This window comes from Micromonospora sp. 15K316 (assembly GCF_004348525.1).
In the GTDB taxonomy this organism is placed as follows: domain Bacteria; phylum Actinomycetota; class Actinomycetes; order Mycobacteriales; family Micromonosporaceae; genus Micromonospora.
This window is the reverse complement of sequence record NZ_SMKG01000001.1, coordinates 143505-165491: the sequence shown is the minus strand read 5'-3', so window position 1 is coordinate 165491 and position 21987 is coordinate 143505. Positions and strand designations below refer to the sequence as shown.

At 71.4% G+C, this 21987-nt stretch carries 17 protein-coding genes; 13 read left to right on the top strand and 4 right to left on the bottom strand.

Features of this window, described 5'->3' with window-relative positions; translation table 11 throughout:
• Positions 1–107: 107 nt before the first annotated feature.
• Complete coding sequence (locus E1211_RS00710) at positions 108–2150, bottom strand: hypothetical protein (RefSeq protein ID WP_371686102.1); 2043 nt, start codon at positions 2148–2150, stop codon at positions 108–110.
• 380 nt (positions 2151–2530) lie between these two features.
• Here E1211_RS00710 and E1211_RS00705 point away from each other — a divergent pair, with 380 nt between their 5' ends.
• The 4 genes from E1211_RS00705 to E1211_RS00690 all read left to right on the top strand — a co-directional run bounded on the left by E1211_RS00705 (position 2531) and on the right by E1211_RS00690 (position 7160).
• Positions 2531–4552 (top strand): M6 family metalloprotease domain-containing protein, encoded by a 2022-nt coding sequence (locus tag E1211_RS00705; RefSeq protein WP_243709250.1) that lies wholly within the window; start codon positions 2531–2533, stop codon positions 4550–4552.
• Between the two features lie 144 nt (positions 4553–4696).
• Positions 4697–5128, top strand: coding sequence for a hypothetical protein (locus E1211_RS00700; protein WP_132344228.1), 432 nt, complete (start codon positions 4697–4699; stop codon positions 5126–5128).
• Entirely contained in the window at positions 5125–5724 is a 600-nt protein-coding gene (locus E1211_RS00695) for a TlpA disulfide reductase family protein (RefSeq protein WP_132344226.1), read from the top strand. Before E1211_RS00700 ends, E1211_RS00695 begins: the two co-directional genes overlap by 4 nt.
• A gap of 251 nt (positions 5725–5975) precedes the next feature.
• Positions 5976–7160: a glycoside hydrolase family 3 N-terminal domain-containing protein gene (locus E1211_RS00690; RefSeq protein ID WP_243709249.1), complete on the top strand. Its 1185-nt coding sequence runs from the start codon at positions 5976–5978 to the stop codon at positions 7158–7160.
• 28 nt (positions 7161–7188) lie between these two features.
• Here E1211_RS00690 and E1211_RS00685 read toward each other — a convergent pair whose 3' ends face one another.
• Positions 7189–7716 carry a hypothetical protein gene (locus E1211_RS00685; protein ID WP_132344224.1) on the bottom strand — a complete coding sequence of 176 codons (528 nt, stop codon included), beginning with the start codon at positions 7714–7716 and terminating at the stop codon, positions 7189–7191.
• 151 nt (positions 7717–7867) lie between these two features.
• On the opposite strand from E1211_RS00685, the gene E1211_RS00680 reads away from it, so the two are divergent.
• Positions 7868–9316 carry a hypothetical protein gene (locus E1211_RS00680; protein ID WP_165947118.1) on the top strand — a complete coding sequence of 483 codons (1449 nt, stop codon included), beginning with the start codon at positions 7868–7870 and terminating at the stop codon, positions 9314–9316.
• Positions 9317–9403: 87 nt separating this feature from the next.
• The gene (locus E1211_RS00675) at positions 9404–10216 is read left to right on the top strand and encodes an alpha/beta hydrolase (RefSeq protein ID WP_132344222.1); all 813 of its coding nucleotides are present in this window, start codon (positions 9404–9406) and stop codon (positions 10214–10216) included.
• A 6-nt stretch (positions 10217–10222) separates the two neighbouring features.
• Here E1211_RS00675 and E1211_RS00670 read toward each other — a convergent pair whose 3' ends face one another.
• The gene (locus E1211_RS00670; RefSeq protein ID WP_132344220.1) at positions 10223–10828 is read right to left on the bottom strand and encodes a TetR/AcrR family transcriptional regulator; all 606 of its coding nucleotides are present in this window, start codon (positions 10826–10828) and stop codon (positions 10223–10225) included.
• A 93-nt stretch (positions 10829–10921) separates the two neighbouring features.
• Here E1211_RS00670 and E1211_RS00665 point away from each other — a divergent pair, with 93 nt between their 5' ends.
• Positions 10922–11761, top strand: coding sequence for an alpha/beta fold hydrolase (locus E1211_RS00665; protein ID WP_132344218.1), 840 nt, complete (start codon positions 10922–10924; stop codon positions 11759–11761).
• Between the two features lie 64 nt (positions 11762–11825).
• On the opposite strand, the gene E1211_RS00660 is transcribed toward E1211_RS00665, so the two are convergent.
• Entirely contained in the window at positions 11826–13121 is a 1296-nt protein-coding gene (locus E1211_RS00660) for a ThuA domain-containing protein (RefSeq protein ID WP_132344216.1), read from the bottom strand.
• Between the two features lie 267 nt (positions 13122–13388).
• Here E1211_RS00660 and E1211_RS00655 point away from each other — a divergent pair, with 267 nt between their 5' ends.
• The 6 genes from E1211_RS00655 (at position 13389) to E1211_RS00630 (ending at position 21966) form a co-directional block, all read left to right on the top strand.
• Positions 13389–14132, top strand: a complete 744-nt coding sequence (locus E1211_RS00655) for a DUF6338 family protein (protein ID WP_132344214.1) — start codon at positions 13389–13391, stop codon at positions 14130–14132.
• A gap of 2 nt (positions 14133–14134) precedes the next feature.
• Positions 14135–14314 (top strand): hypothetical protein, encoded by a 180-nt coding sequence (locus tag E1211_RS00650; protein WP_132344212.1) that lies wholly within the window; start codon positions 14135–14137, stop codon positions 14312–14314.
• A gap of 5 nt (positions 14315–14319) precedes the next feature.
• Positions 14320–17220 (top strand): CHAT domain-containing protein, encoded by a 2901-nt coding sequence (locus E1211_RS00645; protein WP_132344210.1) that lies wholly within the window; start codon positions 14320–14322, stop codon positions 17218–17220.
• Complete coding sequence (gene ggt / locus E1211_RS00640; protein ID WP_132344208.1) at positions 17217–19022, top strand: gamma-glutamyltransferase; 1806 nt, start codon at positions 17217–17219, stop codon at positions 19020–19022. The genes E1211_RS00645 and ggt overlap by 4 nt, the downstream gene beginning before the upstream one ends.
• Positions 19023–19295: 273 nt before the next feature.
• On the top strand, positions 19296–20651 hold the full coding sequence (locus E1211_RS00635) for an alpha/beta fold hydrolase (protein WP_132344206.1): 1356 nt from the start codon (positions 19296–19298) through the stop codon (positions 20649–20651).
• Positions 20638–21966, top strand: a complete 1329-nt coding sequence (locus E1211_RS00630; RefSeq protein ID WP_132344204.1) for an aminopeptidase P family protein — start codon at positions 20638–20640, stop codon at positions 21964–21966. The genes E1211_RS00635 and E1211_RS00630 overlap by 14 nt, the downstream gene beginning before the upstream one ends.
• The last annotated feature ends 21 nt before the right edge of the window (positions 21967–21987 follow it).

Genomic DNA, 21987 nt, shown 5'->3' with positions numbered 1-21987 from the left:
TAACTTGAGTCGACCCGACTCAATTCCCGTCGGCCGGAACCTGCCGACCCGGCATCGGCGGCAGGATGTCGCCCGACGACGCCTGAGCCGCGTCGGGCGGGCACGGCTCAGGCGCAGGGTTGCCTCCCGCACACGTCGATGACCTTTCCGGTGAGCAGGAACGTCGCCTTCTGCTTCTGCGCTCCGGGCTGGGCGCGCGGGAACTCGTGCGGGTCGTCGCCGTACTCGGGACCGGCCGGGGCGAGGTTCGTCGTCGGGGGCGCGTAGGCCGCGCCACTGTTCCAGATCACCATCGCCGAGCCGGCGTACGGGTACCTCGGGATCGGCCGGATGCCCCAGTACGGCTGCACGTCGGACGACCAGCCGGCGGCGATGGCGGGCGTGTGCAGGCGGGCACCGATGGTGCGCGCCTGGACCTCCGCCGCGGCGGGGGAGACCTGCTGGTCACCGAAGGCCACGTGCATCAGCACCTGGTGGGCCGGGGTGCGCGGCAACGGTCGATCGGTCATGTGCTGGGCGTACCCGTTGGCCTCCGACCGGTCCCAGAGCATCTGCAGCAGGGCGAAGATGAGCTGCTGGTCGGCGCGGTCCCGGTAGGAGCCATCCATGATCGCCTGGAACGGGGCGAAGTCCACGCTGCGCTGCAGCAGGGTGGAGTAGTTCATGGCCGGTACGCCGAGCACCGAGCGGGTCCAGTCCTGGGCGACGGCGGTGAGCGCGCCACCGTTGATCCCGCCCTGGCTGTTGCCGTCGTAGTGCAGGCCGCCGGCCACGTCGATCAGCGGCCGTCCGTGGGCGTCCTGGAACGCCGGGTCGGCGGCGAAGCCCTTCCGGTGGATCATCGCCCGGCCCAGGAAGAGGAAGTTCAGGAAGCTCTGCTGTAGCCGGTCCACCACGGCGGGGAAGGCGCTGAGGTCGGCGAAGGTGCCGGCCACGTAGGGCACGTCGGCGTCGGCCATGCCGATCCAGCTGGTCGCGCAGAACGTGAAGCCGTACGTGGCCGACATCGTCTTGACGTTGCCGGCGTTGATCTCGGTCGGCTTGCCGAGCAGCCCGTGACCGTAGAGCGACAGGTGCGCCGGGCGGGACGCGGAGGCGCTGCGCGGGATGTTGCAGACGAAGTCCGCCTGGAGTGTCGCGCCGGACGGTGTGGGCAGGGCGTACCTGCTGGGCGCCGTCCCGTCGCCGTGGGTCGGCCCGTAGTGCAGCCGCGAGCCGGGCCCGCCGTCACCGGTCAGGTACGACGGCACCCCGATCGTGCCGACCACCTGCCGGGCGATCCGCGGATCCTGCTCGGGCGGGTACTCGGTGACGTGGGTGACGGTGACCGGCGGCGCCGCCGCGCCGAGACCGGCGAAGGCCCCGTCCCGGATCGCCAGCATCCGCCCGGTCAGACCCTGCCGGCTCGCCACCGTGAAGTCCCAGGCGAGATAGAGGCTGTGACGGCTGACGCCGGCCCTGGTCAGGTCGGCGAGGACGCGCTTCATCTGCGGAACGCGGCGGTCCTTGCGGCCGAGGCCGGCACCGGTGACGTACGCCCGGAACGCCTTCGGCGTGGGGATCAGCGCCTTCGCCCGGTCGCGCATGCCGCGCAGGCCCACGACGTACCGGGCGCCCTCGGCGAGGGCAACCGCCGGACGGATGATGAGCAGCTGCCGGTCGGGTTCCCCGGTGGCGTGCGCGTCCAGCTCCGCCCAGTACGGCGTACGGGCGCCGGTGGCGCTGTTGATCAACACGATAGGCGCGTCCGGGGCGAGCGAGCGGCCGATGTCGGTGACCGGCGCGATCCCCGTGGCGGTCGCGTCCAGGCCGGGCACGTGCACGAGGATCGGCGAGCCGGGACTGAACCCGTCCTGCCGGTTCCACTCCGTCGGGTCGATCGGGACGCCCTGCGCGTTCGCGGGCATCGCGTCGGCCGCGAACCGTACCCGTTTGCCGGTGGGGCTGGCCGGGTCGGGCACGGTGAAGTAGTCGTTCGGGAACGGCAGCAGGCAGGCGGTCGGGTCGATCGGATCGCAGGCGCCATTCGTGGCCGGATGCGCCAGCGTCACGGCCGGGGCCGCGGCGGCGGTTGTGCCGAGCAGCACGACACCGGCGGTCACCAGCGCGGACACGGTAAGACGGAGCCGTCTGCGGGTCGTCACACGCATCTCCTTCGACGGTGGACTCGGTGGACGGACACCCGGTGGGAGAACCGGAGACGGGCGCGGACCGGGTGCGACGTGGTGTTCTTCCTACGCCCGGCGCGGGCCATCGGCAAGAGGCGACTCGACGCCGCGGACGACCGATCCCGGCTGACGACGGGAAGGGCACGCGCTCCTCTCCTGCATGTGTCGGAACCGGACCCGGCCCACCTGCCGACATCTGCACAGTGACCGCGGGCAGGCCGACTCCTAGATTCGGAATCTGGAGTGATCATGTGGACGGTGAGCCTCATCGGCCTTCGATCGCCCCGCCTTCTCCAACCCCCGACCTGAGAGGTGATCTGATGCACCTTTTGCCCTCCAGGCGCGCGGTGTGGCGTTCGGTGATGGCCGCATCTGTCGCGACCGTCCTGGTTGCGACCGGCGCCACCGGGCCGGCCACCGCCGCACCAGGTGGCCACCACCCGCCGGACGGTCCCGCGCCGTTCCAGGCCATCGATCCGCAGAACTGGCAGAACCCGGACTCGATGACCTGGGACGACTACAAGCGGGTTCCGGGCAAGAACTGGGCCGACCCGAACGTGCGCGGCTCCGTCCGCAACTTCAACATCGCCCTGGTCACCCTGGACTACGTCGACCAGCCGTTCGTCATCACCCAGCCTGCCGGCTCGACGGTCTTCGGCAACCCGCAGGCGACCGCCACCAACGTGCCACGAACCCAGGTCGCGCAGTTCTACACCGACTTCCTCAACAAGCCGGGCGACCTGAACAAGGGGCACACCCTGCACGAGTACTGGATGCAGGACTCCAACGGCCGCTACGGCGTCGACCTCACCGGCTTCGGCCCGTACGAGATGCCGGCGAAGTCGTACCAGTACGGCATCGACAACGGCTTCAACCCCGGCGCCTGCCCGGCGGGGGACACGTGTGCGAAGAACATCCGCACCGACGGTCTCGGCGCCTGGCGCGCCGCGGTCGGCGAGGAGGTGGCCGACAGCTTCGAGCTGGTCTTCATCCTCTCCGCCGGCCAGGACGAGTCCTCCACCTGGCAGGAGTTCGGCCAGATGATGTTCCAGACCAAGGAGGACGTGCCGGACGCCTGGGGCCCGCCGGACCCCGCGCTGCCCAACTGGGCGTCGACCCGCTACGTCCCCTGGACGTCCTGGAAGGCGGCGGCCACCATCTGGCCGAACGCCGGCGGCGGCTCGTCGACGCAGGCGGAGAGCTCGGGCATGGGTGTCTACGCCCACGAGCTCAGCCACCTGCTGAGCATCGGCGACAACTACAACAACCCGTACGGCACCCCGTTGCGCCGCGCGTACACCGGCATCTGGAGCATGATGTCGCGCGGCTCGTTCAACGGTCCCGGTGGCCCGCACACCCGCTGGCAGATCCCGCCGGTGAACGGCGGATCCATGGGGTCGCTGCACACGCTGCGGGACAAGCTGAAGATCGGGCTGCTCGGTGAGGAGCACGCGCTGCGGCTCTCCCGCGAGGCGCTCGGCACGTCGGGCATGGTCGTCGCCGACGTCACCGCCCGCGCGGTGGACGCGGGCGAGGGTGGGCTGACCGGCATCAACATCGCCATGGACGCCGACCGCTCGCCGGCGTGCACCGTCGCCACCGACCCGCTCTGCGACGGCGGCCGGTACAACAACTACACCGTCGAGGTCGTCGACCGGATGGGCGCGGACTCGTTCACGCCGGACAGTGGCGTGCTGATCAGCAAGACGAAGAACGCCGACAGCGCGCCGTTCGTCTGGGTCGTCGACGCCAACCCGCAGGACATCGACATGGTGGACTTCTACCAGCCGGACGGCACCCCGCAGAAGATCACCATGGGTGACTACCGGCAGCTCTCCGACGCGCTCTTCCACGCCGGCGCCAACTCGGGCAGCGAGTACGAGTACGTGGACGAGGCCAACCGGCTGCACTTCTACGTGCTCAACCTCCGCCGGGACCGCGACGGCGTGCTGTCGTACACGGTGGCGGTCCGCTCGCTGGACGGCGCCGGTCCGAGCCGGCACGGCGTGAAGCTCTCCAAGGGCCACCTGGTGACCCGGGGCAAGCCGAGCGGCAAGGGCGCGACCTGCACATTCGACCTGACCAACACCGGCCGGTACGTGGCCGGCGGGCAGCAGCACCCGGAGGACGCCAGCGCGTACCTCAAGTCCGACGTGTACCGGCTCTCGGCGAGTGTCGGTGGCAAGGGCTGGCGGGTGGAGCTGCCGAACGAACTGGCCACGGCCGAGTTCGGAGCCTCCACGCCGGTCAACGTCTCGGTGGGTGCCGGCGCGAGGGCGAGCGCGACCACCCTGGTGACGCTCACCGCCACCTCGGAGAGCGACCCCGGCAAGACCGTGACCAGCCAGTGCCGGGTCGAGCGGCCCCGCGCACAGCTCGGCTGACCACCCAGGGCGGAGCTCCTGGATCTCGTCGAGTCGACACGAGTCCCGGACGGCGACCCGGGAGCACGCCCGCGGGTCCGGGGCGGTGGGATGATCACTTGCCCACCGCCCCGGCCTGCGGCCACCGAACGATCTGGAGGACTGATGCGGCGTCTGCTCGCAGCGCTGTTGCTGCCGTCGCTGGCCACCGGCGCGCTCACCGCGTGCGACGGCGCCGAGGAGGCCCGTTCGGCGATGACCGTGCGGGTGCTCGTCCGGGACATCAACATCCGGCCGGAGGGCGTGGAGTGCGCCGGCACCGGCCCCTACACCCACTTCCACAACAGGTCACCGTTCCAGGTGATCGACGGCGACGGTCGCACCCTCGCCGAGGGCGCGCTGCCGTCCGGTACGTCGGTGGCGACGTTCAAGGAGGACCTGGAGGTGACTCGCGTGCCGACGTACTGCGAATTCGCCGTCCCCGTCACGGTGGCCGCCCGGAGCGCCTACCGGTTGGTGGTCGATGGTCACCCGCCGATCGCCCTCACCGCGAACGACAGCGAAGGGCCGGCGCTCGTCGCGGTGGTCCCCTCATGACCCGCACCTACGCCGCCCGGCTGGCCGCCGTCGTGCTGGCCCTGTCGGTCACGCTCTCCTCGGCGGCCTGCTCCGGCGGCGGCGACACCCCGGCGCGACCGGAACCCGTCGCCGGTGGCGCCGCGGCGCTGCCCGGTCCGGCGCCGGCGGATCTCGCAGTGCGCCCGGCCCCGTCCGGGCTGCCCGGCGCGCCCGCCGTCACGGGCGCGCTCACCGACGGCAGCGGCGTCGCCTTCGCCGACCTGTGGGCCGAGCGTCCGGTCGTGCTGACCTTCTTCAGCTCGTGGTGCACCCTCTGCGCCCAGCGGCAGGACGCGCTGAGCGAACTCGCCCGCACCCACCGGGACACGGTCGTGTTCGTCGGGGTGGTCACCGAGGACGAACCGCAGAATCTGCAGCAGTACCTGCGGGAGCACCGGGTGGAGTACCCGGTCGTGGTCGACGACGACGGCACCATCGGGCGGTCGTACGCCGTCCGGGAACCCCCGACCGTGGTGCTGATCGCCAAGGGCGGCGCGCTGCTGCGGGGTTGGCCGGGCGGGGTGGACGCGGCCGCCCTCGACAGCAAGCTGCGCGAGCTGGTGCTGGCCGGGTAGCCGGCCGTGGCGAGCGGATGAAGCGGGCGTGGACCAGCCGGGGGCGAGGAGGCAGAACTCGTTGCCCTCCGGTCCGAGGTCGGTCACGCCGGTTCCCTCGCGGGAGACGCCCCAGCCGAGAGCCGCCGCCCAGAAACCGCCCAGCGCGGCGTCGTCCGAGGCCGTGGCATCGGGGCTTCCGCGCCGCACCGAACGGGTGAGACGCTCGCGTCCGCTCGTCGGCGCTGCCGGCCTGCTCGTAGCGTGTGGGCGTGAACAGAGCGCGTGTGCCGCGCCGGCTGTTGCTCACGGGAGCCGGCTCGGCTGCCGTGGCCGCACTCGCGGGCTGCCAGGTCAGCCAGTCCACCACGCCCACGCCGCAGCCCACGAACCCGCAGTCTCACCCACCCACCTCGGGGCAGCAGGATGAGGCGGCGCTCCGCCGGAAGATCGCCAGTCTGCTGGTGGTGGGCTTCCGCGGGGACCGGGTGGGGCGCGACGACTGGATCGTCAGGGCCATCCGCAACGGCCTCGGCGGGGTGATCCTCTTCGATCGCGACCTGGAGACCGACGCTGAGCGGAACATCCGCTCACCGCAGCAGGTCACCACGCTGATCCGGGATCTGAAGAGCGCCGCACCGGGTCGCCGGTTGATCGTCTCGATCGACCAGGAAGGGGGCCGTACCGCCCGGCTCAACCCGAGCAACGGCTTCCCGGCCACCCGGTCGGAAGCCGAGATCGGCGCCGAGAACTCGGCGACGGCGACCCGGGAGTGGGCGCGCGGCCTGGTCGCGAGCCTCACCCGGATCGGCGTCAACCTCAACTACGCGCCGGTGGTCGACCTGAACGTCAACCCCGAGAGCCGGGCGATCGGACGGCTCGACCGCAGCTTCTCCGCGAACCCGGACGTCGTCGTCAGCAACGCCACCGAGGAGATCCACGCCCACCGGGCTGCCGGCGTCAAGACCTCGATCAAGCACTTCCCGGGCATCGGCAGCGCGGCCGGCAACACCGACTTCGAGGTGGTCGACGTCAGCGACACCTGGAACCGCGTCGAGCTGGAGCCGTTCCGGCGACTGATCCGGGCCGGCGCGGCGGACTCGGTGCTCGTCGCCCACGTGCTCAACAGGCAGCTGGATCCGAACCGGCCGGCGTCGCTGTCGCCGGCGGTCGTCACGAACCTGCTCCGCGGTGAACTCGGCTGGCAGGGCCCGGTGGTCAGCGACGACATGCAGGCGGCCGCCATCACCCGCCGGCACGGCTCCGCCGAGGCCGTCCGCCTGGCGTTGCAGGCCGGCGTCGACCTGCTCGTCTTCGCCAACCAGCAGGTGTACGACCCGGAGATCGTCGGCAAGACGGTCGACGCGGTGGTCGACCTGGTCCGTCGCGGGCAGCTCAGCCAGGAGCGTATCGACACGTCCGTCGCCCGGGTCGACACGCTCCGGCCGAAGGGCTGAACGATCCGCCCGGCGTGGCGAGCCGCCGTCAGCCCGCACGGCCGGCCTCGGCCAGTCGCTGATGCACCTCGTGCGTGAACCGGGGCCGCCGCAGCGGTCCGCGCTGGATCTCGAACACGTCCGAGAAGGGCCGCTGGTGGTCCCGGTGGGCGCCGTACAGGTGGACCTCCCGGTCCGGTGGACCGGTCAGCGCCCGCAACAGGGGACCCTGAACCGTGCTGCCCATCCCGCTGTGACAGACGAGCGCGGCGCAGCGCGCCCCGGTCTCATCGACCCGGGACCGCACCGCCGACGTCACCCAGCGGTGGAACTCGTCGGGGTAACCGTGCCGGCGGGACAGCGTGTAGACGTCGGTCGGCTCCACCTCGATGCCGTCACCGCCGTGCGAACCCAGTGTCAGCCACAGCACGGGCACGGAAAGCCTCGACACCCAACGCCTCGGCACCTCGGCCATCATCCGCTCGACGATCCGCAGGTAGTCGGTGCGTACCTGAGCCGGCGCACGCTCCAGGCTCCCCAGATCCTCGTGGTACACCGGCCAGTCCTGACGATTCATGGGCCAACAGTCGTCCGCCGGGCAGGCGGTAGTCAAGCGCGGTGCGGCGACGCCGATGAACAGTATGAACGCAATGATCACGATTGCCGCCGGCCCCGCCTAGCCTCCAGCGAGGCGCATCGATGCGCCGGTGAGGACGAGGAGCGATGCCGTGATCACGTCGAGAACCACCCGGCCTCCCCGCCGGTCCCGCCGCCCGCTCGGACTGGCCGTCCTGCTCGTCGGGGCGATGCTCGGCACCCTGAGCACCGCACCCGCCGCCCGGGCGGACGGGCCGCGACCTGCGGTGAGCGAATGTCCCGCGAACCTGGCCGGCAAGGCCACCTGCTACACCGGCCAGGACGCCAACGGGGCCTACTACGCGATCGCCGTTCCGCAGCGGTGGAACGGGTCGCTGGTCGTACACGCCCACGGCGGGCCGGACCTGGGCGAGGCGTCCGACCCGAGCCGTAGCGTCGAGGACCTGGACCGCTGGGCGGTCATGGTGGACGAGGGGTACGCCTGGGCCGGCTCCTCCTACCGGCGAGGCGGCTACGGCACACGCATGGCCGCCGCCGACACCGAGAATCTGCGCCGCCTCTTCGTCTCCGAGTTCGGCACACCGAGGCGGACGTACCTGCACGGGCAGTCGTGGGGCGGGAACGTCGCCGCGAAGATCCTGGAGAGCTACGCGGGTGAGCGCGGACCGTACGACGCCGCCCTGCTCACCAGCGGCGTCCTCGGCGGCGGTTCCCGTGGCTACGACTACCGCGTCGACCTGCGCGTCGTCTACCAGTACTACTGCCAGAACCATCCACGTCCCAGCGAGCCCCAGTACCCGCTCTGGGAGGGTCTGCGGGCCGACTCGACCATGACCACCGCCGGGCTGCGCGCCCGACTGCAGGAGTGCACCGGTTACGCCTCCGACCCGCAGGAGCGTACGGCGGCGCAGCAGCGCAACCTCGACGACATCCTGGCCGTGACGGGTGTTCCGGAGCGCACGCTGGAGTCGCACCTGCGCTTCGCCACCTTCACCTTCCGCGACATCGTCCACAACCGGCTCGGCGGGCGTAACCCGTTCAGCAACCGGGGAGTCCGGTACTCCGGCTCGCACGACGACGCGGCGCTCAACGCCGGTGTGCAGCGTTTCTCCGCCGATCCCACCGCCCGGCGCGATCTCGCCTACGACAGCGACCTCACCGGCAAGGTCTCCATTCCGGTGCTGACTCTGCACGCGATCGACGACCCGACGGCGTTCGTTGAGCACGAGGCCGCGTACCGCGCGAGCCTCCAGGGCGCCGGTCGGGACGAGCACCTGGTGCAGACCTTCACCCGGGAGTCCGAGCACAGCGAGCTGAGCAGCGCCGAGTACGCCGCCTCGATCTCCGCGCTCGACAGGTGGGTTCGCACCGGCCGGAAGCCGACGCCGGCCTCGATCGCGGCCTCCTGCGCCGGGTTCGACCGCAGCTACGGCACCGGCTGCTTCTACGACCCGCGGTTCCGCCCCGCCCCCTACGCCTCGCGGGTCAACCCGCGCCCGGGCGGGCTGCGTTGGCCGGCCATGACGGCCGGGCAGGAGCGGAGCTGGAGCCGGATCGAGAACGTCGGAATCGCCCCCTGACGATTGCGACGCGGCGCGGACACCGGCGCGCCCGGTATCGTGTGCGCCGATGGCTCCGGGAGCACGCCGAGGATGGGATCGCCTGTCGTGACTGAGTTCTGGCCGCCGCCCACGAAGCGCCCCACCGTCACGTACGCCAACTGCACGGTCTCCGCACCGGCGGGCTTTCGGCCGCTGCACCTCGACCTGCATCTCCCACCCGGAGAGGGTCCCTTCCCGGTGGTGTTGTGGGTGCACGGTGGCGGCTGGCAGGAAGGCAGCCGCGTGGGCTTGCCCGATTCCGTCGCCCCGTTCGGTTTCCACGAACGGCTGCTCGCTCGTGGCTACGCGGTCGCCGACGTGGACTACCGGCTCTCCCTCGAGGCACCGTACCCGGCTCAACTGATCGACGTGCAGTCGGCGATCCGGTGGTTGCGCCACCATCGGCGCCAGTTGCGGCTGGACCCGGGCAGGTTCGCTGCGCTGGGTGAGTCGGCCGGAGGTCACCTGGCCGCGATGGCCGGGCTGGTCGGCGCGGGCGACACGGCGATCCAGGCGGTGGTGAACTGGTACGGCGTGATCGACCTGGTCGACCAGCCCGACGACCTGTATCCGTTCACACCGCCGGCTCTGCTGCTCGGTGGGCCACCCGCCGAGCGGCGTGACCTGGCCGCCTGGGCGAGTCCACTGCACCGCGTGCACGCGGGGGCGCCGCCGTTTCTCAACATGCACGGCACGAACGACCAGCTGGTCCCGTTCGAGCAGAGCGTACGGCTGGCCGAGGCGCTACGCGCCGAGGGCGTGCGCTGCGACCTGTACCCGGTGCCCGACGCCGACCACTGCTTCGTCGGCTGCTCCGACATCGGTGGTCTGATCGAGGCGAGCGCCGACTTCCTGGACGACGTGTTCAAGGGGCGCTGAACGGGATCAGGCGTCGACGTGCCGGACCGGCTCGGCGAGTCGGGTCAGCACGGCGTCGATCATCCGGGTGAGCCGTCGTGGGTCCCGCTCGGCCTTGACGACGACCTGTAGGCCCTGGAGCAGGGTCATCAGCGTGGTCGCCTCGGTGGCGACGTCGGTGTCGGCGGGGATCTCACCGTGGCGCGCGGCGGCTTCCAGGCCCTGCCGGAACCCGTCCTCCACCAACGCCAGGATCTCCTGGACGATCCGCCCGGCGGCTTCGTCCCGGGGCAGTCGTTCGCCGACCGTGTTGACCGCGATGCATCCGCGGGGCACGGACTCGTCGGCGGCGGCCTCGAGGTAGTCGATCAGGATCGTGCGGATGCGGGGCAGGACCGGTCCGCCTGCGAGCAGGGTCGGCGCCAGCTGGCGGGTCTGGGTGTCCCGATAGTGCTCGAGCGCCCGCAGGAAGAGGGTGTGCTTGTCGGTGAAGGTGCGGTAGAGGCTGCCGGGATGCAACCCGAGGTATCCGGTGAGGGCGCTCATCGAGGTCGCTTCGTACCCGTTTGTCCAGAAATACTGCATGGCACGTTCGAGGACGTCGGCCTCGACGAAGCCTCGTGGTCTGGACATGGGGTCAGGATAGCTCTTATTTGAATGCGCGTACACATTGAGCTACGGTGGGCGACGCATTGAGAACACACGTTCACATTCTGGGGGAAGCAGATGCTCGTCGGGTTCGAAGAGGCCTACGCCGAGGTCAACGGCGTCCGGCTGCACTACGTCTCGGGCGGCACCGGCGAACCCCTGCTCCTGCTGCCCGGCTGGCCGCTGACCTGGTGGGAGTTCCACAAGGTCATGCCGGTCCTGGCCGAGCGGTACCGGGTGATCGCCGTCGACCTGCGCGGCATGGGTGACTCCGGCAAGCCGGAGACCGGGTACGACAAGAAGACCATGGCGCGTGACGTGGCGGAACTGGTCCGCCACCTGGGCTACGAGCGGGTCAACATCGCCGGTACGGACATCGGCGCGATGGTCGCCTTCAGCTTCGCGGCCAACCACCCCGGCCTGACGCGAAAGCTCGCGATGATCGAGGTACCGCATCCGGACACGTTCTTCTACCAGTTCACCGTGCTGCCGCAGCCGGGGCAGCCCCACCTGTGGTGGTTCGCCTTCAACCAGGTCAAGGACCTGCCGGAGCGTCTCCTCGCCGGCCGAGCCCGGCTGCTCATCGACTGGTGCGTCGACCACATGGCCCGGGACCTGAACGCCATCGGCGACGAGAGCCGGGAGATCTACGCCGCGGCATACGACCAGCCCGGCGCGATCCGCGCCGCCAACGGCTGGTACCAGGCGTTCCCGCAGGACATCGAGGACATGCAGACGTACGGCCCCCTCTCCGTGCCGGTGCTCGCTCTCGGCAGCCTCTACTACCAGGCCATGCCGTTGGCGCTGGCGGGCAAGGCGACGGACATCCGATTCCTCGAGATCCCCGACGCCGGTCACTATCTCGCCGAGGAGCGTCCCGACGACCTCGTACGGGCACTCACCGAGTTCTTCGGGTAGTCGCCCGAGCCGGATCCACGGTGGGTCGCCGGGCGACAGTTGCCCGGCGACCCACCGGATCGCGCTACCGCGGCACCAGCCGGAACGACTGGGCGGCGGTGTCGTTGCAGGCGTACTGCACCAACTGGACGCTGTCGGCGGTGGACCCGCCCGGCACGTCGAGGCACTTGCCGCTGTGCCGGTTGACCAGCCGGTAGTAGCCGTCGGCCTCCGGCACCGCCTGCCACTGCTGGTTGTTGCCGCCGCTGTAGGTCCAGAGCTGGATCGGGGCGTTGTCGGCGGTGGACACGTTCGTCACGTCGAGGGCGCGGCTGCTGTCGTTGCGGTTGTTGACGCGCAGGTAGCCACCGCTGGTGGGCTGGAACTGGTACTGCTGCGCGAAGGACGCGTTGCAGGCGTACTGCTGGATCGCCGTGCCGTTGGCGGTGCCGGCGGCGCGGGCGTCGACGCACTTGCCGCTGACCTTGCTGGTCAGGCTGTACCAGGCCGTCGGGGAGATGGGGTCGGTCGGCGGGGGAGTGGTGCCACCGCCGCCGAGCCAGCGCAGCCCGTCGATGAGGAAGCGGTTCTGCACCTCGCTGGCGAAGGTCGACGACAGCGGCACGTCCCGGTCGTAGTCCATGGCGTTGTGGCCGAAGTTCGCGTACAGCATCTTGTAGTTGGTGTTCGTCCAGATGATCGGGTAGTAACCGCCGTACCAGGTCTGGTTCGGGTCGGTGCCGAGCGGGAAGCTGCTGGCGTCGACCGAGGCCAGGACGTCGATGGCCGGGTTGGTCCGCAGGTCGCGGCTCCAGCTGTACCACTCGCTCACCGACGAGGTGAAGGTGGCGGGCAGCCGGGAGGTGGACGGGTGGCTGCCGTTCTCGACCCGCAGCACGGCCGTGGTCGGCCCCCAGGTGTTGGTCTGGAACGCGCCGCTGCCGAGGAACTGGTTGTGGTACCAGTCCCAACCGCCCGGGTTGTCGGTGTACGCGGAGACGTGGAAGCCGAGCCACGCCCCGCCGTCGTGCATGTACTGCTCGAAGGCCGGGCGCTGGGCGGCCGGCGGCAGGTCGTCGAGGAAGATCACCACCTGGTACTGGGCGAGGTTGGCGGTGTTCAGCCGGCTCCAGTCGTTGGTGGCGGTGTACGTGAAGTTGTTCTGCGCGGCGATCTGCGGGAACCATTGGTTGGCTTCCCGGACGAAGCTGATGTGCGCCGGGTCCCAGGTGCCGTTGTAGAAGGCGATGACGTTGAAGTCGGGTGCCGCGGCCCGCGCCGCCCCGTGAGCGGGCGGGGCGAGGACGGTCGCCAGCGCGAGGCAGAGCGCGAGTAGCTGGGCCACTGCTCGGGTCACGGAGCGGCGAGTACGGGCGATCATGGCGCGTCCTCTCGGTTGTCGTCGCGCTGCGGAGCGCCGGGACGGGGCGCATGAATTGATGACACGCTATGTCCGAGGAATTCTCATGTCAATCTCGGACTTGGGCGAATTGCGCGGCTTGCGATCCGCCCAGGCGCGAGCCTCCCGTCGGCGGCCGACGGCCCGCCCCTCGCCGCTCCTGTCGGAAACGTGACGCGCACGCGGGATCCGTCCGGCAGTGCGGACATCATCTTGGGCAACTGCCGGGCCACCCGCTGCGAGGAAACGATGCCCACGACCGTGCTCGGAGTCGTGATCTTCGTCGGCCTGCTGCTGCCCGGATACCTCTACGAACGGCGCCGCGAGCGGGACATCCCGCAACGGACGAGGTCACCGCTTCGCGAGACCATGTCCGTCCTCTTCGTCGGCGTGGCCGCCGACGGCGTCGCCGGTCTGATCCTGGCATCGGCCTGGTCGACCCTGCCCGTGCGGGCGCCGGACCTCGCGGCGCTGCTGCGCACGCCGAGGGAGTACGTGATCGCGGAGCCGTGGCTCGTCACCGGGTGGGCGGTGGGAGGAATGGCTCTGGCCTGCCTCTGGGCCTACTTCGTGGCGGCGCGTACGTGGCACCGCTGGCGGCGCCCGAACACCCGCCTCGGCAACCTGCGGCGGAACGCCGATCCACAGCAGTCCTCCTGGTGGTTGCTGCTGCGCGAGCACTCGGATCTTCCGAAGTACGTGGGCTGCTACCTCGACGACGGCTCGTACGTCGCCGGGCGGTTGCACAGCTTCAGCCGCGTCTCCGACGAGACCGCCGACCGGGATCTGTCGCTCCGGCACGATCCGGACCACCCCCTGGTCTACCGCCCGAAGGGTGCCCAGCAGACGTATCCGTTGACGAACATCGGCGCGGTCGCGATCAGCGCTCGGCGGATCGTCCTGCTGACGGTCACGTACCGGTCGGCACCGGAGCCGGTGACCCCCGACAGCGTGAACCTGCCCGCCCAACCGATCCCCACCCGAGAGGAGTAGTCGTGGAATCCGACCCTCGTGGAACTCCCGGCTTCGACGACGACCCGGACGCGGACTTCGCCGACTTCTCCGACTTCGACTTCGACGACTTCCGCGGCGGACAGCAGCTCGTCGACCCCGAGGTGCCCCCGCCGACCGCCACCGAGCTGCCCGAACCGGTTCCGCCGCCGGTGGACGAGTAGGCGGGATGCGCACGCCCGGTCTGCTGATCCGGTGGACGCCGTTGCTCTTCCTGGCCTGGGCGACCTGGCGGGCCGCCGGTTGGCTGCCCGCGATCCCGGTGGTCGCCAGCGTCGTGATCGGCCAACGGCGGCCCACGAAAGCCTCGGCGCAACGGCTCGAGGTGTTCGTCGCCGCCGGGCTGCTGGGCGTGGCGCATCTGCTCGACGCTCCCTGGTGGGCTCTGCTCGCCGCCTTCGGGTACACCGTCGTACTGATCGCGGTCGCCGGGGTGAGCGGCGACAAGGTGCTCGTCTCGGCGCTGGTGGCCTTCGACCACCTGCGGTACCCGGAAGCGGTCGACGCGGGGACGCGCGCCGCGCAGGACGGCGAGCGGCGCCGCCGGTACGTGGACGGGGCGATGGGCTGGATGGTCTGCGCCCGCGCCCAGGTCATGCTCGGCCGCCCGAAGGACGCGGCGGAGTCGGTGACGCGCGGCCTGGAGCTGCTGGGCAAGACCCGAGCACCCGAGGCGGACGTGGTCGGCGTCCAGCTGCACTTCATCGAGGGAGAGCTGCGCGCGACCCGCAGCGACCTGGCCGGCAGCACTCGGGCCTTCCGCACGGCCATCGAGGCCGCGACCCGGCTACGCCAGCGAGTCGGTGGCTTCGGCATGAACCTGACGGCGGAGACCGATCACTACCGCGACCAGGCGGCGCTCTCGCTGGCCTGGCTGGACATGCTGCGGGGACATCTCGCCGAGGCCGCCGCCGGCTGCGACTCCGTCCTCGAGGCCGCCGGGCAGCGCCAGGACCTGCCGGTCTTCATCGCAGCCGCCGCCACCCGCGCCGGCCTGCATCACAGCGTCGATGAGCGGGACGACGCCCGGCACTGCATCGACGCCGTGATGACGCTGGCGGGGGACGAGCGGCACCGCGAGGTCATCCTCACCAACACCCATGTGGCCCACCTTGTCAAGATTCTGGCCCTGACCGCCTTCGAGGTGGCCAAGATCCGAGCGGCGGACGGGGACTACGACCTCCTGGTGGAGGAGCTGACGACGCTCAGAGAGATGGGGGAGGCCGCCCACGCGTTGAACGTCGTGCAGGCGACCTCCACGCTGCTCGCCGATGTCGCACTCGTCCGCGACGACGCCACCGAGGCACTCCGGCACCTCTCGGTCGCTCTCCGCCAACCGTTCACCGACCCGCTGGCGGATCTTCAGGCGCGGCAGGTCGAAGCGGCGGCTCTCCACGCGGACGGCCAGGTCGATCGGGCCGTCTCCGCCGCCGACGAGATGGTCGCGCTCCTCCCGACCATCGGCGCACCCGAGGTGGCGGCCGACGGGTACGGGCTCGCCGCCGACATCGCGGCGCGGAGCGGCCACCCGACGATCGCGGTGACCCGGGTCCGGGAGGCGGTGCGGAACCTGCATCTGCTCAGCGGTCACGTCGGGCGGCTCGGCCGGCGAAGAGGACTGCTGGCCAACAAGCAGAGCACCTTCGCGCGACTGATGCAGATCCTGACGGCCAGCGCGACGGCGAGTCAGGCAGGGCTCGCCGGGATCGAGGTCGCCGAGGCCCAACGCGAGGACACGTTGGTGGGCGTACTGTCCGCGACGAAGGCCGCGATGCCACCGCGGTTGCGGGAGGTGGCCGACCGGGCCGACGAGGTACGGCACACCCTGGCCCACGCCACGGAATCCGCGCGTGCGGGACGACTGGGTGGGATCGACGTCCTGACCGGCAAACTCAGGGACGAGCACGCGGCGCTGACGGGACAGCTCAGCGAGCTGATCGGCGGCACCTTCGCCGAGCTGTACGTGCCGACCCCGATCACCGGCACCGATCTGCTCGACCGTTGCGGGCAGGACGGCCTGCTCTCCCTCACGGTCACCGACAGCGGCGTCACCGGCTACGCCGGACACCTGGTCTGCCGGGTGCCCGGTGAGCTGCCGCAGATCCAGGAGTTCCAGCTGACCGGCGCCGCGGCGACCACGGTCGACCAGCTGCGTAGCGGGTCCGCGACCGGCAGCGCGGAGTCCGCGAGGGCCTTCGGCGACCTCTGGGCCGTGGCGCGCCACGACCTCGCCGAGACCTTGCTGCCCGAGCAGCTCCGCAAATGGCTCCGGGCCGGACCCGGCGACCCGGCCGGCCGGCATCGGCTGATCATCTGTGCGGACGGGCCGCTACGCACGATGCCCTTCGCCGCCCTTCCGCTCACCGACCGGACCGCCCTGATCTCCCACGCCACCGTCAACCGGCTGCCTCTTCTCCGCCTGATCGGAGGCCACGCGACAGAGCCCTCGCCACGCCCGGCGCTTCTGGGCTACTTCCATCCGGAACTGGCCGGGGCACAGCGGGAACGCCAGTTGCTGAAGACGATGCACGATTCAGGCGAGGTCGACCTGACCGTCGCCGGCAGCCGGGGCGAGCTGCTCGACCAACTGGCCACCGGCCGCCACGAGGTGCTGGTCCTCGCCACGCACGGCCGAGGACACGGCCTGGAGTTCGAGTTCCAGTTCCACAGTGAGCGCGGCATCTCGTCCGCGCGCCTGCTCACCGCCCGGATACCGCGAACCGTGCTCGCCCCTGCCTGCTACTCCGGCGCCGACGCGGGCAGCGACGCCACGGGGATGATCGCGGCGTGTCTGGCGGCCGGCGCCACCGAGGTCCTGTCCGGGCTGTGGCGTCTACCGGACGGGCCGACCGGGCGGCTGATGAGCCACATCTACCGGGGCCTCCCCAGCGGGGCCGCCCTACGGGACATCGCCGCCGCCGCACCGGCCGCCGCCGGCGTCGACCCGACCAGGACCAACCCACTCGCCTGGGCCGGGCTCATGGTGACGGACCGGAAGAGCGGGTTGCCTGCTCCTGCCGAGGAGAGTAGGCAGAAGGTCCACCTGCGTCGATCTGCGGAGGCCACATGAGACCTCGGGTCCTGTTCACCGCGACCATCGCCCTGGCCGCGCTGGCGGCCGGAACCACAGTCCCCGCCCAGGCGGCGAAGCCGGCCGGGCCACCGAAGGAGCCGGTGGCGATCGGTTACGGCGGCGCGGTCTCCACGGTCGACGAGACGGCGACCGCCGTCGGACTGGACGTGCTACGACGTGGCGGCAACGCGGTCGACGCGGCGGTCGCGGCCGCGGCGACGCTCGGCGTCACCGAGCCCTTCTCCGCCGGCGTCGGTGGCGGCGGCTTCTTCGTCTACTACGACGCCAGGACCGGACGGGTACACACCATCGACGGCCGCGAGGCGGCGCCGGCCTCGATGACCGCCGGCAGCTTCACCAACCCGGCCACCGGGCAGCCGTACGCCTTCGACGAGGCCCGGATCAGCGGCCTCTCCGTCGGCGTTCCCGGCACCCTGCTCACCTGGCGCGACGCGCTCGCCCGCTGGGGCACCCGGTCACTGGCCCAGCTGCTCACCCCGGCCGCGCGGGTGGCCGAGAAGGGCTTCACCGTCGACGAGACCTTCGCCGGCCAGATCGCGGCGAACCGGGCCGCGTTCGGCCAGTTCAGCTCCACCAGCGCGCTCTACCTGCCGGGCGGGCAGCCGCCGGCGGTCGGCAGCACCTTCCGCAACCGGGACCTGGCCGACACGTACCGGCTGATCGCCAAGCGCGGCACCGACGTCTTCTACCGGGGCGAGGTCGGGCGCGACGTGGCGGCCACAGTGCAGCACCCGCCGCTCGCGGCGCGGCCGGTCGGTTCGTGGCCGTATCCGATCCGTCCGGCCGAGCTGACCACGTCCGACCTCGCCGGCTACCGCACCCGCTTCCCCGCGCCGACCCGGTCGGAGTACCGCGGGCTCGAGGTGTACGGCATGTCCACCCCCTCCAGCGGCGGCGTCGCGGTGGGGGAGGCGCTCAACATCCTGGAGCGCTACGACCTGCGGTCGATGTCGGTGGCCCAGGCGATGCACCACTACCTGGAGGCCAGCGCGCTCGCGTTCGCCGACCGTAACCGTTACGTCGGCGACCACACCCGGCAGAGCGTCCTGCGTGAGCTGCTCCGGGACGGGTACGCCAAGGAGCGGGCCTGCCGGATCGACGCCGCGGCGACGCTACCCAAGCCGGTCGCGCCCGGTGTTCCCGACGGCGTCTACGGCGGTTGCGCGACCGCGACGGCCGCCGACACCCGCGACGACCGCAAGTCCACCACGAACCTCACGGTGGCCGACCGGTGGGGCAACGTCGTCGAGTACACGCTGACCATCGAGGCGACCGGCGGCAACGGGATGGTCGTACCCGGTCGAGGTTTCCTGCTCAACAACGAGCTCACCGACTTCAACTTCGCGCCGACCCAGGGCAGCGCTCCCGACCCGAACCTGCCGGCGCCGGGCAAGCGACCGCGCAGTTCGATGGCGCCCACCATCGTGTTGGCCGACGGGCGGCCCTTCCTCGCCGTCGGCACCCCCGGCGGCGCGACGATCATCACCACCGTCCTGCAGATGCTGGTCAACCGGATCGACCTGGGCATGACCCTGCCGCAGGCGCTGGCCGCGCCGCGGGCGTCGCAGCGCAACGGCGCCAGCACCCAGGCCGAGCCGGCGTTCATCACCGCCTACGCCGGCAGTCTGCCGCCGGGGCATGCGTTCTCCTCGACCGCCGAGATCGGCGCCGCGACCGGAATCGAATTCCTGCGGAACGGACGGATGGTCGCCGCGGCCGAGCCGGTCCGCCGCGGCGGCGGCGCCGCAGCTGTCGTCGGCCGCTGGCCGCGCCACTGACGTGGGGAGCGCGGCGACGGCGTGTGCCGTCGCCGCGCCCTCGCGGCATGCGCTCGTCCGGCTGCGGTGCGTCACGCGCGAAGCCCGGCCCTTGGCACGCACTCGCTTTCACATTAGGGTCAGTGCAATGGCACACCCTACTGCGAGGTTCGTTGGCCTCGCGGCGGCTCACCCAGGGCCGGTGCCCCCAGGTCGGCGAGGTGCCGTACGAGGTGGGAGACGGCTGGTCGAGCCCCGTCCACGGTCGACCGGCACCGCGAAAGAGAGAAGCCGATGACCGTCACCGCCACCTACACGATTCCCGGCCTGCGCGTCCGGGACCACGTCGAGGACGTGCCGCTGGACTGGTCCGATCCGGCGCGCGGCACCATCCAGCTCTTCGCCCGGGAGATCGTCGACCCGGTACGCGACGGCGAGGAGCTGCCGTGCCTGGTCTACCTGCAGGGCGGGCCCGGCGGAAAGGGCCCCCGCCCGCTCAGCCGGTCCGGGTGGCTCGACCGGGCGCTGCGCGAGCACCGCGTCGTCCTCGTCGACCAGCGCGGCACCGGCCGCAGCACCCGCGTCGACGGCCGCCGGATGAGCGCCTTCCCGAGCGCCGAGCAGGCGGCCGCCCACCTCGCCTGCTTCCGCGCCGACTCGATCGTGGCGGACCACGAACACCTGCGGAAGACCGTCTTCGGCGGCGAACGCTGGTCCACCCTCGGGCAGTCGTACGGCGGCTTCCTCACCCTGACCTACCTGTCGAACGCCCCGGAAGGCCTGCACGCCTGCTACGTCACCGGCGGTCTGCCCGGCCTCGACCCGTCGGCGGCGGAGGTCTACCGGCGCACCTACCCCCGCGTCGAGGGCAAGAACCGGCAGTTCTACCAGCGCTACCCGCACCAGGTGGCGCAGGTGGCCCGGATCGCCGACCGGCTGGCCGAGGGGGACGTCCGGCTGCCCGACGGGGACCTGCTCACCGTCCGCCGGTTCCAGACGCTCGGCCTGGACCTCGGCATGAAGCCCGGACCCGAGCGCCTGCACTGGCTGCTCGACGAGGCGTTCTCCGCCGACGAGCTGTCGACCACGTTCCTGCACGAGGTGCTGACCCGCACGTCGTACGCCGACAATCCGCTCTTCGCGGCCCTGCACGAGAGCATCTACGCCCACGGGGCCGGCGCCACCGGGTGGGCGGCCCAGGCCGAGCACGACAGGCATCCGCAGTTCGCCGAGGAGGCCAGGCCGCTGCTCTTCACCGGCGAGATGATCTACCCCTGGATGTTCGAGGAGATCGCCGAGCTGCGTCCGTTCCGCGATGCCGTCGAGCTGCTGGCCACCCGGGAGCAGTGGCCGCCGCTCTACGACCCGGACCGGCTGGCGGCCAACGAGGTCCCGGTGGCCGCCGCCGTCTACTACGACGACATGTACGTCGACGCCGGCCTGCAACTCGACACCGCGTCCCGGGTCGGCAACGTCCGGACGTGGATCACCAACGAGTACGAACACGACGGTGTCCGCGAGGACGAGCGGGTCTTCGCCCGGCTGGCCCAGCTGGTCCGCGAGACCGGCGGCGGGATCACCGACCAGCGGGAACCCGCCAGCACCAAGAGCGACACCCGGCAGGAAGGAGCTTGCGATGCGCACCGGTAGACCGCCGAAGCTGTCCGAGATCCCGGCATTCACGCAGTACATGGCGACGGGGTGGGACGTACCCGACCGGACCCCACCGGTCGTCGCCGGCGCCGCCGAGGCCGCCGCCGCCCACCGGGCCCGGCTCGCCGAGGCCCTGCCCGGCCGGACCATCGTGCTGACCGCCGGGGAGGCGCCGGTACGCAGCAACGACACCGCGTACGACTTCCGACCGGACAGCGACTTCTTCTGGACCACCGGCTGCGCCGTGGAGAACGCCACGGTGGTGCTCCGCGACGGCCACCCCACCCTCTACCTCCCACCACCGGCCTACCCCGGCGACCCGGGCTTCTTCTCCGACGCCCGCTACGGGGAGCTGTGGGTGGGCGCGGCCCCCAGCCTGGACGACTGGGCGCGAGCCCTGGGCGTCGACGTCCGACCGCTCGCCGAACTCACCGAGGACGTGACCCGCGACGAGGAGGTCGCCCGCACCCTCGCCGAGCTGCGCATGTACAAGGACGACTGGGAGATCGGCCAGCTCCGGGAGGCGGTGGACCGCACGGTCGAGGGCTTCGCCGCGGTCGTCCGCGAATTCCCCACCGCGATCGAGGGGCCGGGGGAGCGGTGGCTGCAGGGCACCTTCGACCGGTACGCCCGGGCGTACGGCAACGGCCCCGGCTACGCCACCATCGTCGGCAGCGGACGGCACGCGCCCACGCTGCACTGGGTGCGCTGCGACGGCCCGGTACGCCCCGACGAGCTGCTCCTGCTCGACATGGGCGTCGAGGTGAGGAGCTACTACACCGCCGACGTCACCCGCACCTTCCCCGCCGCCGGACGGTTCTCACAGGCCCAACGGCAGGTGCACGACCTCGTGGAACGTGCCCACCGGGCCGGGCTCGCGGCGGTCGGCACGGGCCGCCGCTTCACCGAGTTCCACCACGCGGCGATGGAGGTGATCGCCCACGGGCTGGACGACTGGGGACTGCTGCCCGTCTCCGTGGACGAGGCGCTCTCCGATACCGGGCAGCACCACCGGCGCTACCTGGTCTGCGGCATCGGCCACCACCTCGGGCTGGACGTGCACGACTGCACCCAGGCGTCCAGGGAGGCGTACCAGGACGCGGTGATGGCGCCCGGCATGGTGCTCACCGTCGAGCCCGGCCTCTACTTCCACGCCCACGACCTGACCGTGCCCCCGGAGCTGCGCGGCATCGGCGTCCGCATCGAGGACGACATCCTGGTCACCCCGGACGGCTCCGAGGTGCTGTCCCGCGCGCTCCCGCTGGACGTCGACGGCCTGGAGAAGTGGATGGCCGCCGCCCAGACCTCGTGACACCCCGACCACCACGCGTTC

Bases quoted from the DNA above. Each gene is read 5' to 3' on its own strand.
- ggt (WP_132344208.1), top strand. From the start codon at position 17,217: ATGAGACCTCGGGTCCTGTTCACCGCGACCATCGCCCTGGCCGCGCTG.
- E1211_RS00630 (WP_132344204.1), top strand. From the start codon at position 20,638: ATGCGCACCGGTAGACCGCCGAAGCTGTCCGAGATCCCGGCATTCACG.
- E1211_RS00665 (WP_132344218.1), top strand. From the start codon at position 10,922: ATGCTCGTCGGGTTCGAAGAGGCCTACGCCGAGGTCAACGGCGTCCGG.
- E1211_RS00685 (WP_132344224.1), bottom strand. From the start codon at position 7,716: ATGAATCGTCAGGACTGGCCGGTGTACCACGAGGATCTGGGGAGCCTG.
- E1211_RS00660 (WP_132344216.1), bottom strand. From the start codon at position 13,121: ATGATCGCCCGTACTCGCCGCTCCGTGACCCGAGCAGTGGCCCAGCTA.
- E1211_RS00655 (WP_132344214.1), top strand. From the start codon at position 13,389: ATGCCCACGACCGTGCTCGGAGTCGTGATCTTCGTCGGCCTGCTGCTG.
- E1211_RS00710 (WP_371686102.1), bottom strand. From the start codon at position 2,150: ATGCGTGTGACGACCCGCAGACGGCTCCGTCTTACCGTGTCCGCGCTG.
- E1211_RS00670 (WP_132344220.1), bottom strand. From the start codon at position 10,828: ATGTCCAGACCACGAGGCTTCGTCGAGGCCGACGTCCTCGAACGTGCC.
- E1211_RS00635 (WP_132344206.1), top strand. From the start codon at position 19,296: ATGACCGTCACCGCCACCTACACGATTCCCGGCCTGCGCGTCCGGGAC.
- E1211_RS00700 (WP_132344228.1), top strand. From the start codon at position 4,697: ATGCGGCGTCTGCTCGCAGCGCTGTTGCTGCCGTCGCTGGCCACCGGC.
- E1211_RS00645 (WP_132344210.1), top strand. From the start codon at position 14,320: ATGCGCACGCCCGGTCTGCTGATCCGGTGGACGCCGTTGCTCTTCCTG.
- E1211_RS00705 (WP_243709250.1), top strand. From the start codon at position 2,531: ATGGCCGCATCTGTCGCGACCGTCCTGGTTGCGACCGGCGCCACCGGG.
- E1211_RS00695 (WP_132344226.1), top strand. From the start codon at position 5,125: ATGACCCGCACCTACGCCGCCCGGCTGGCCGCCGTCGTGCTGGCCCTG.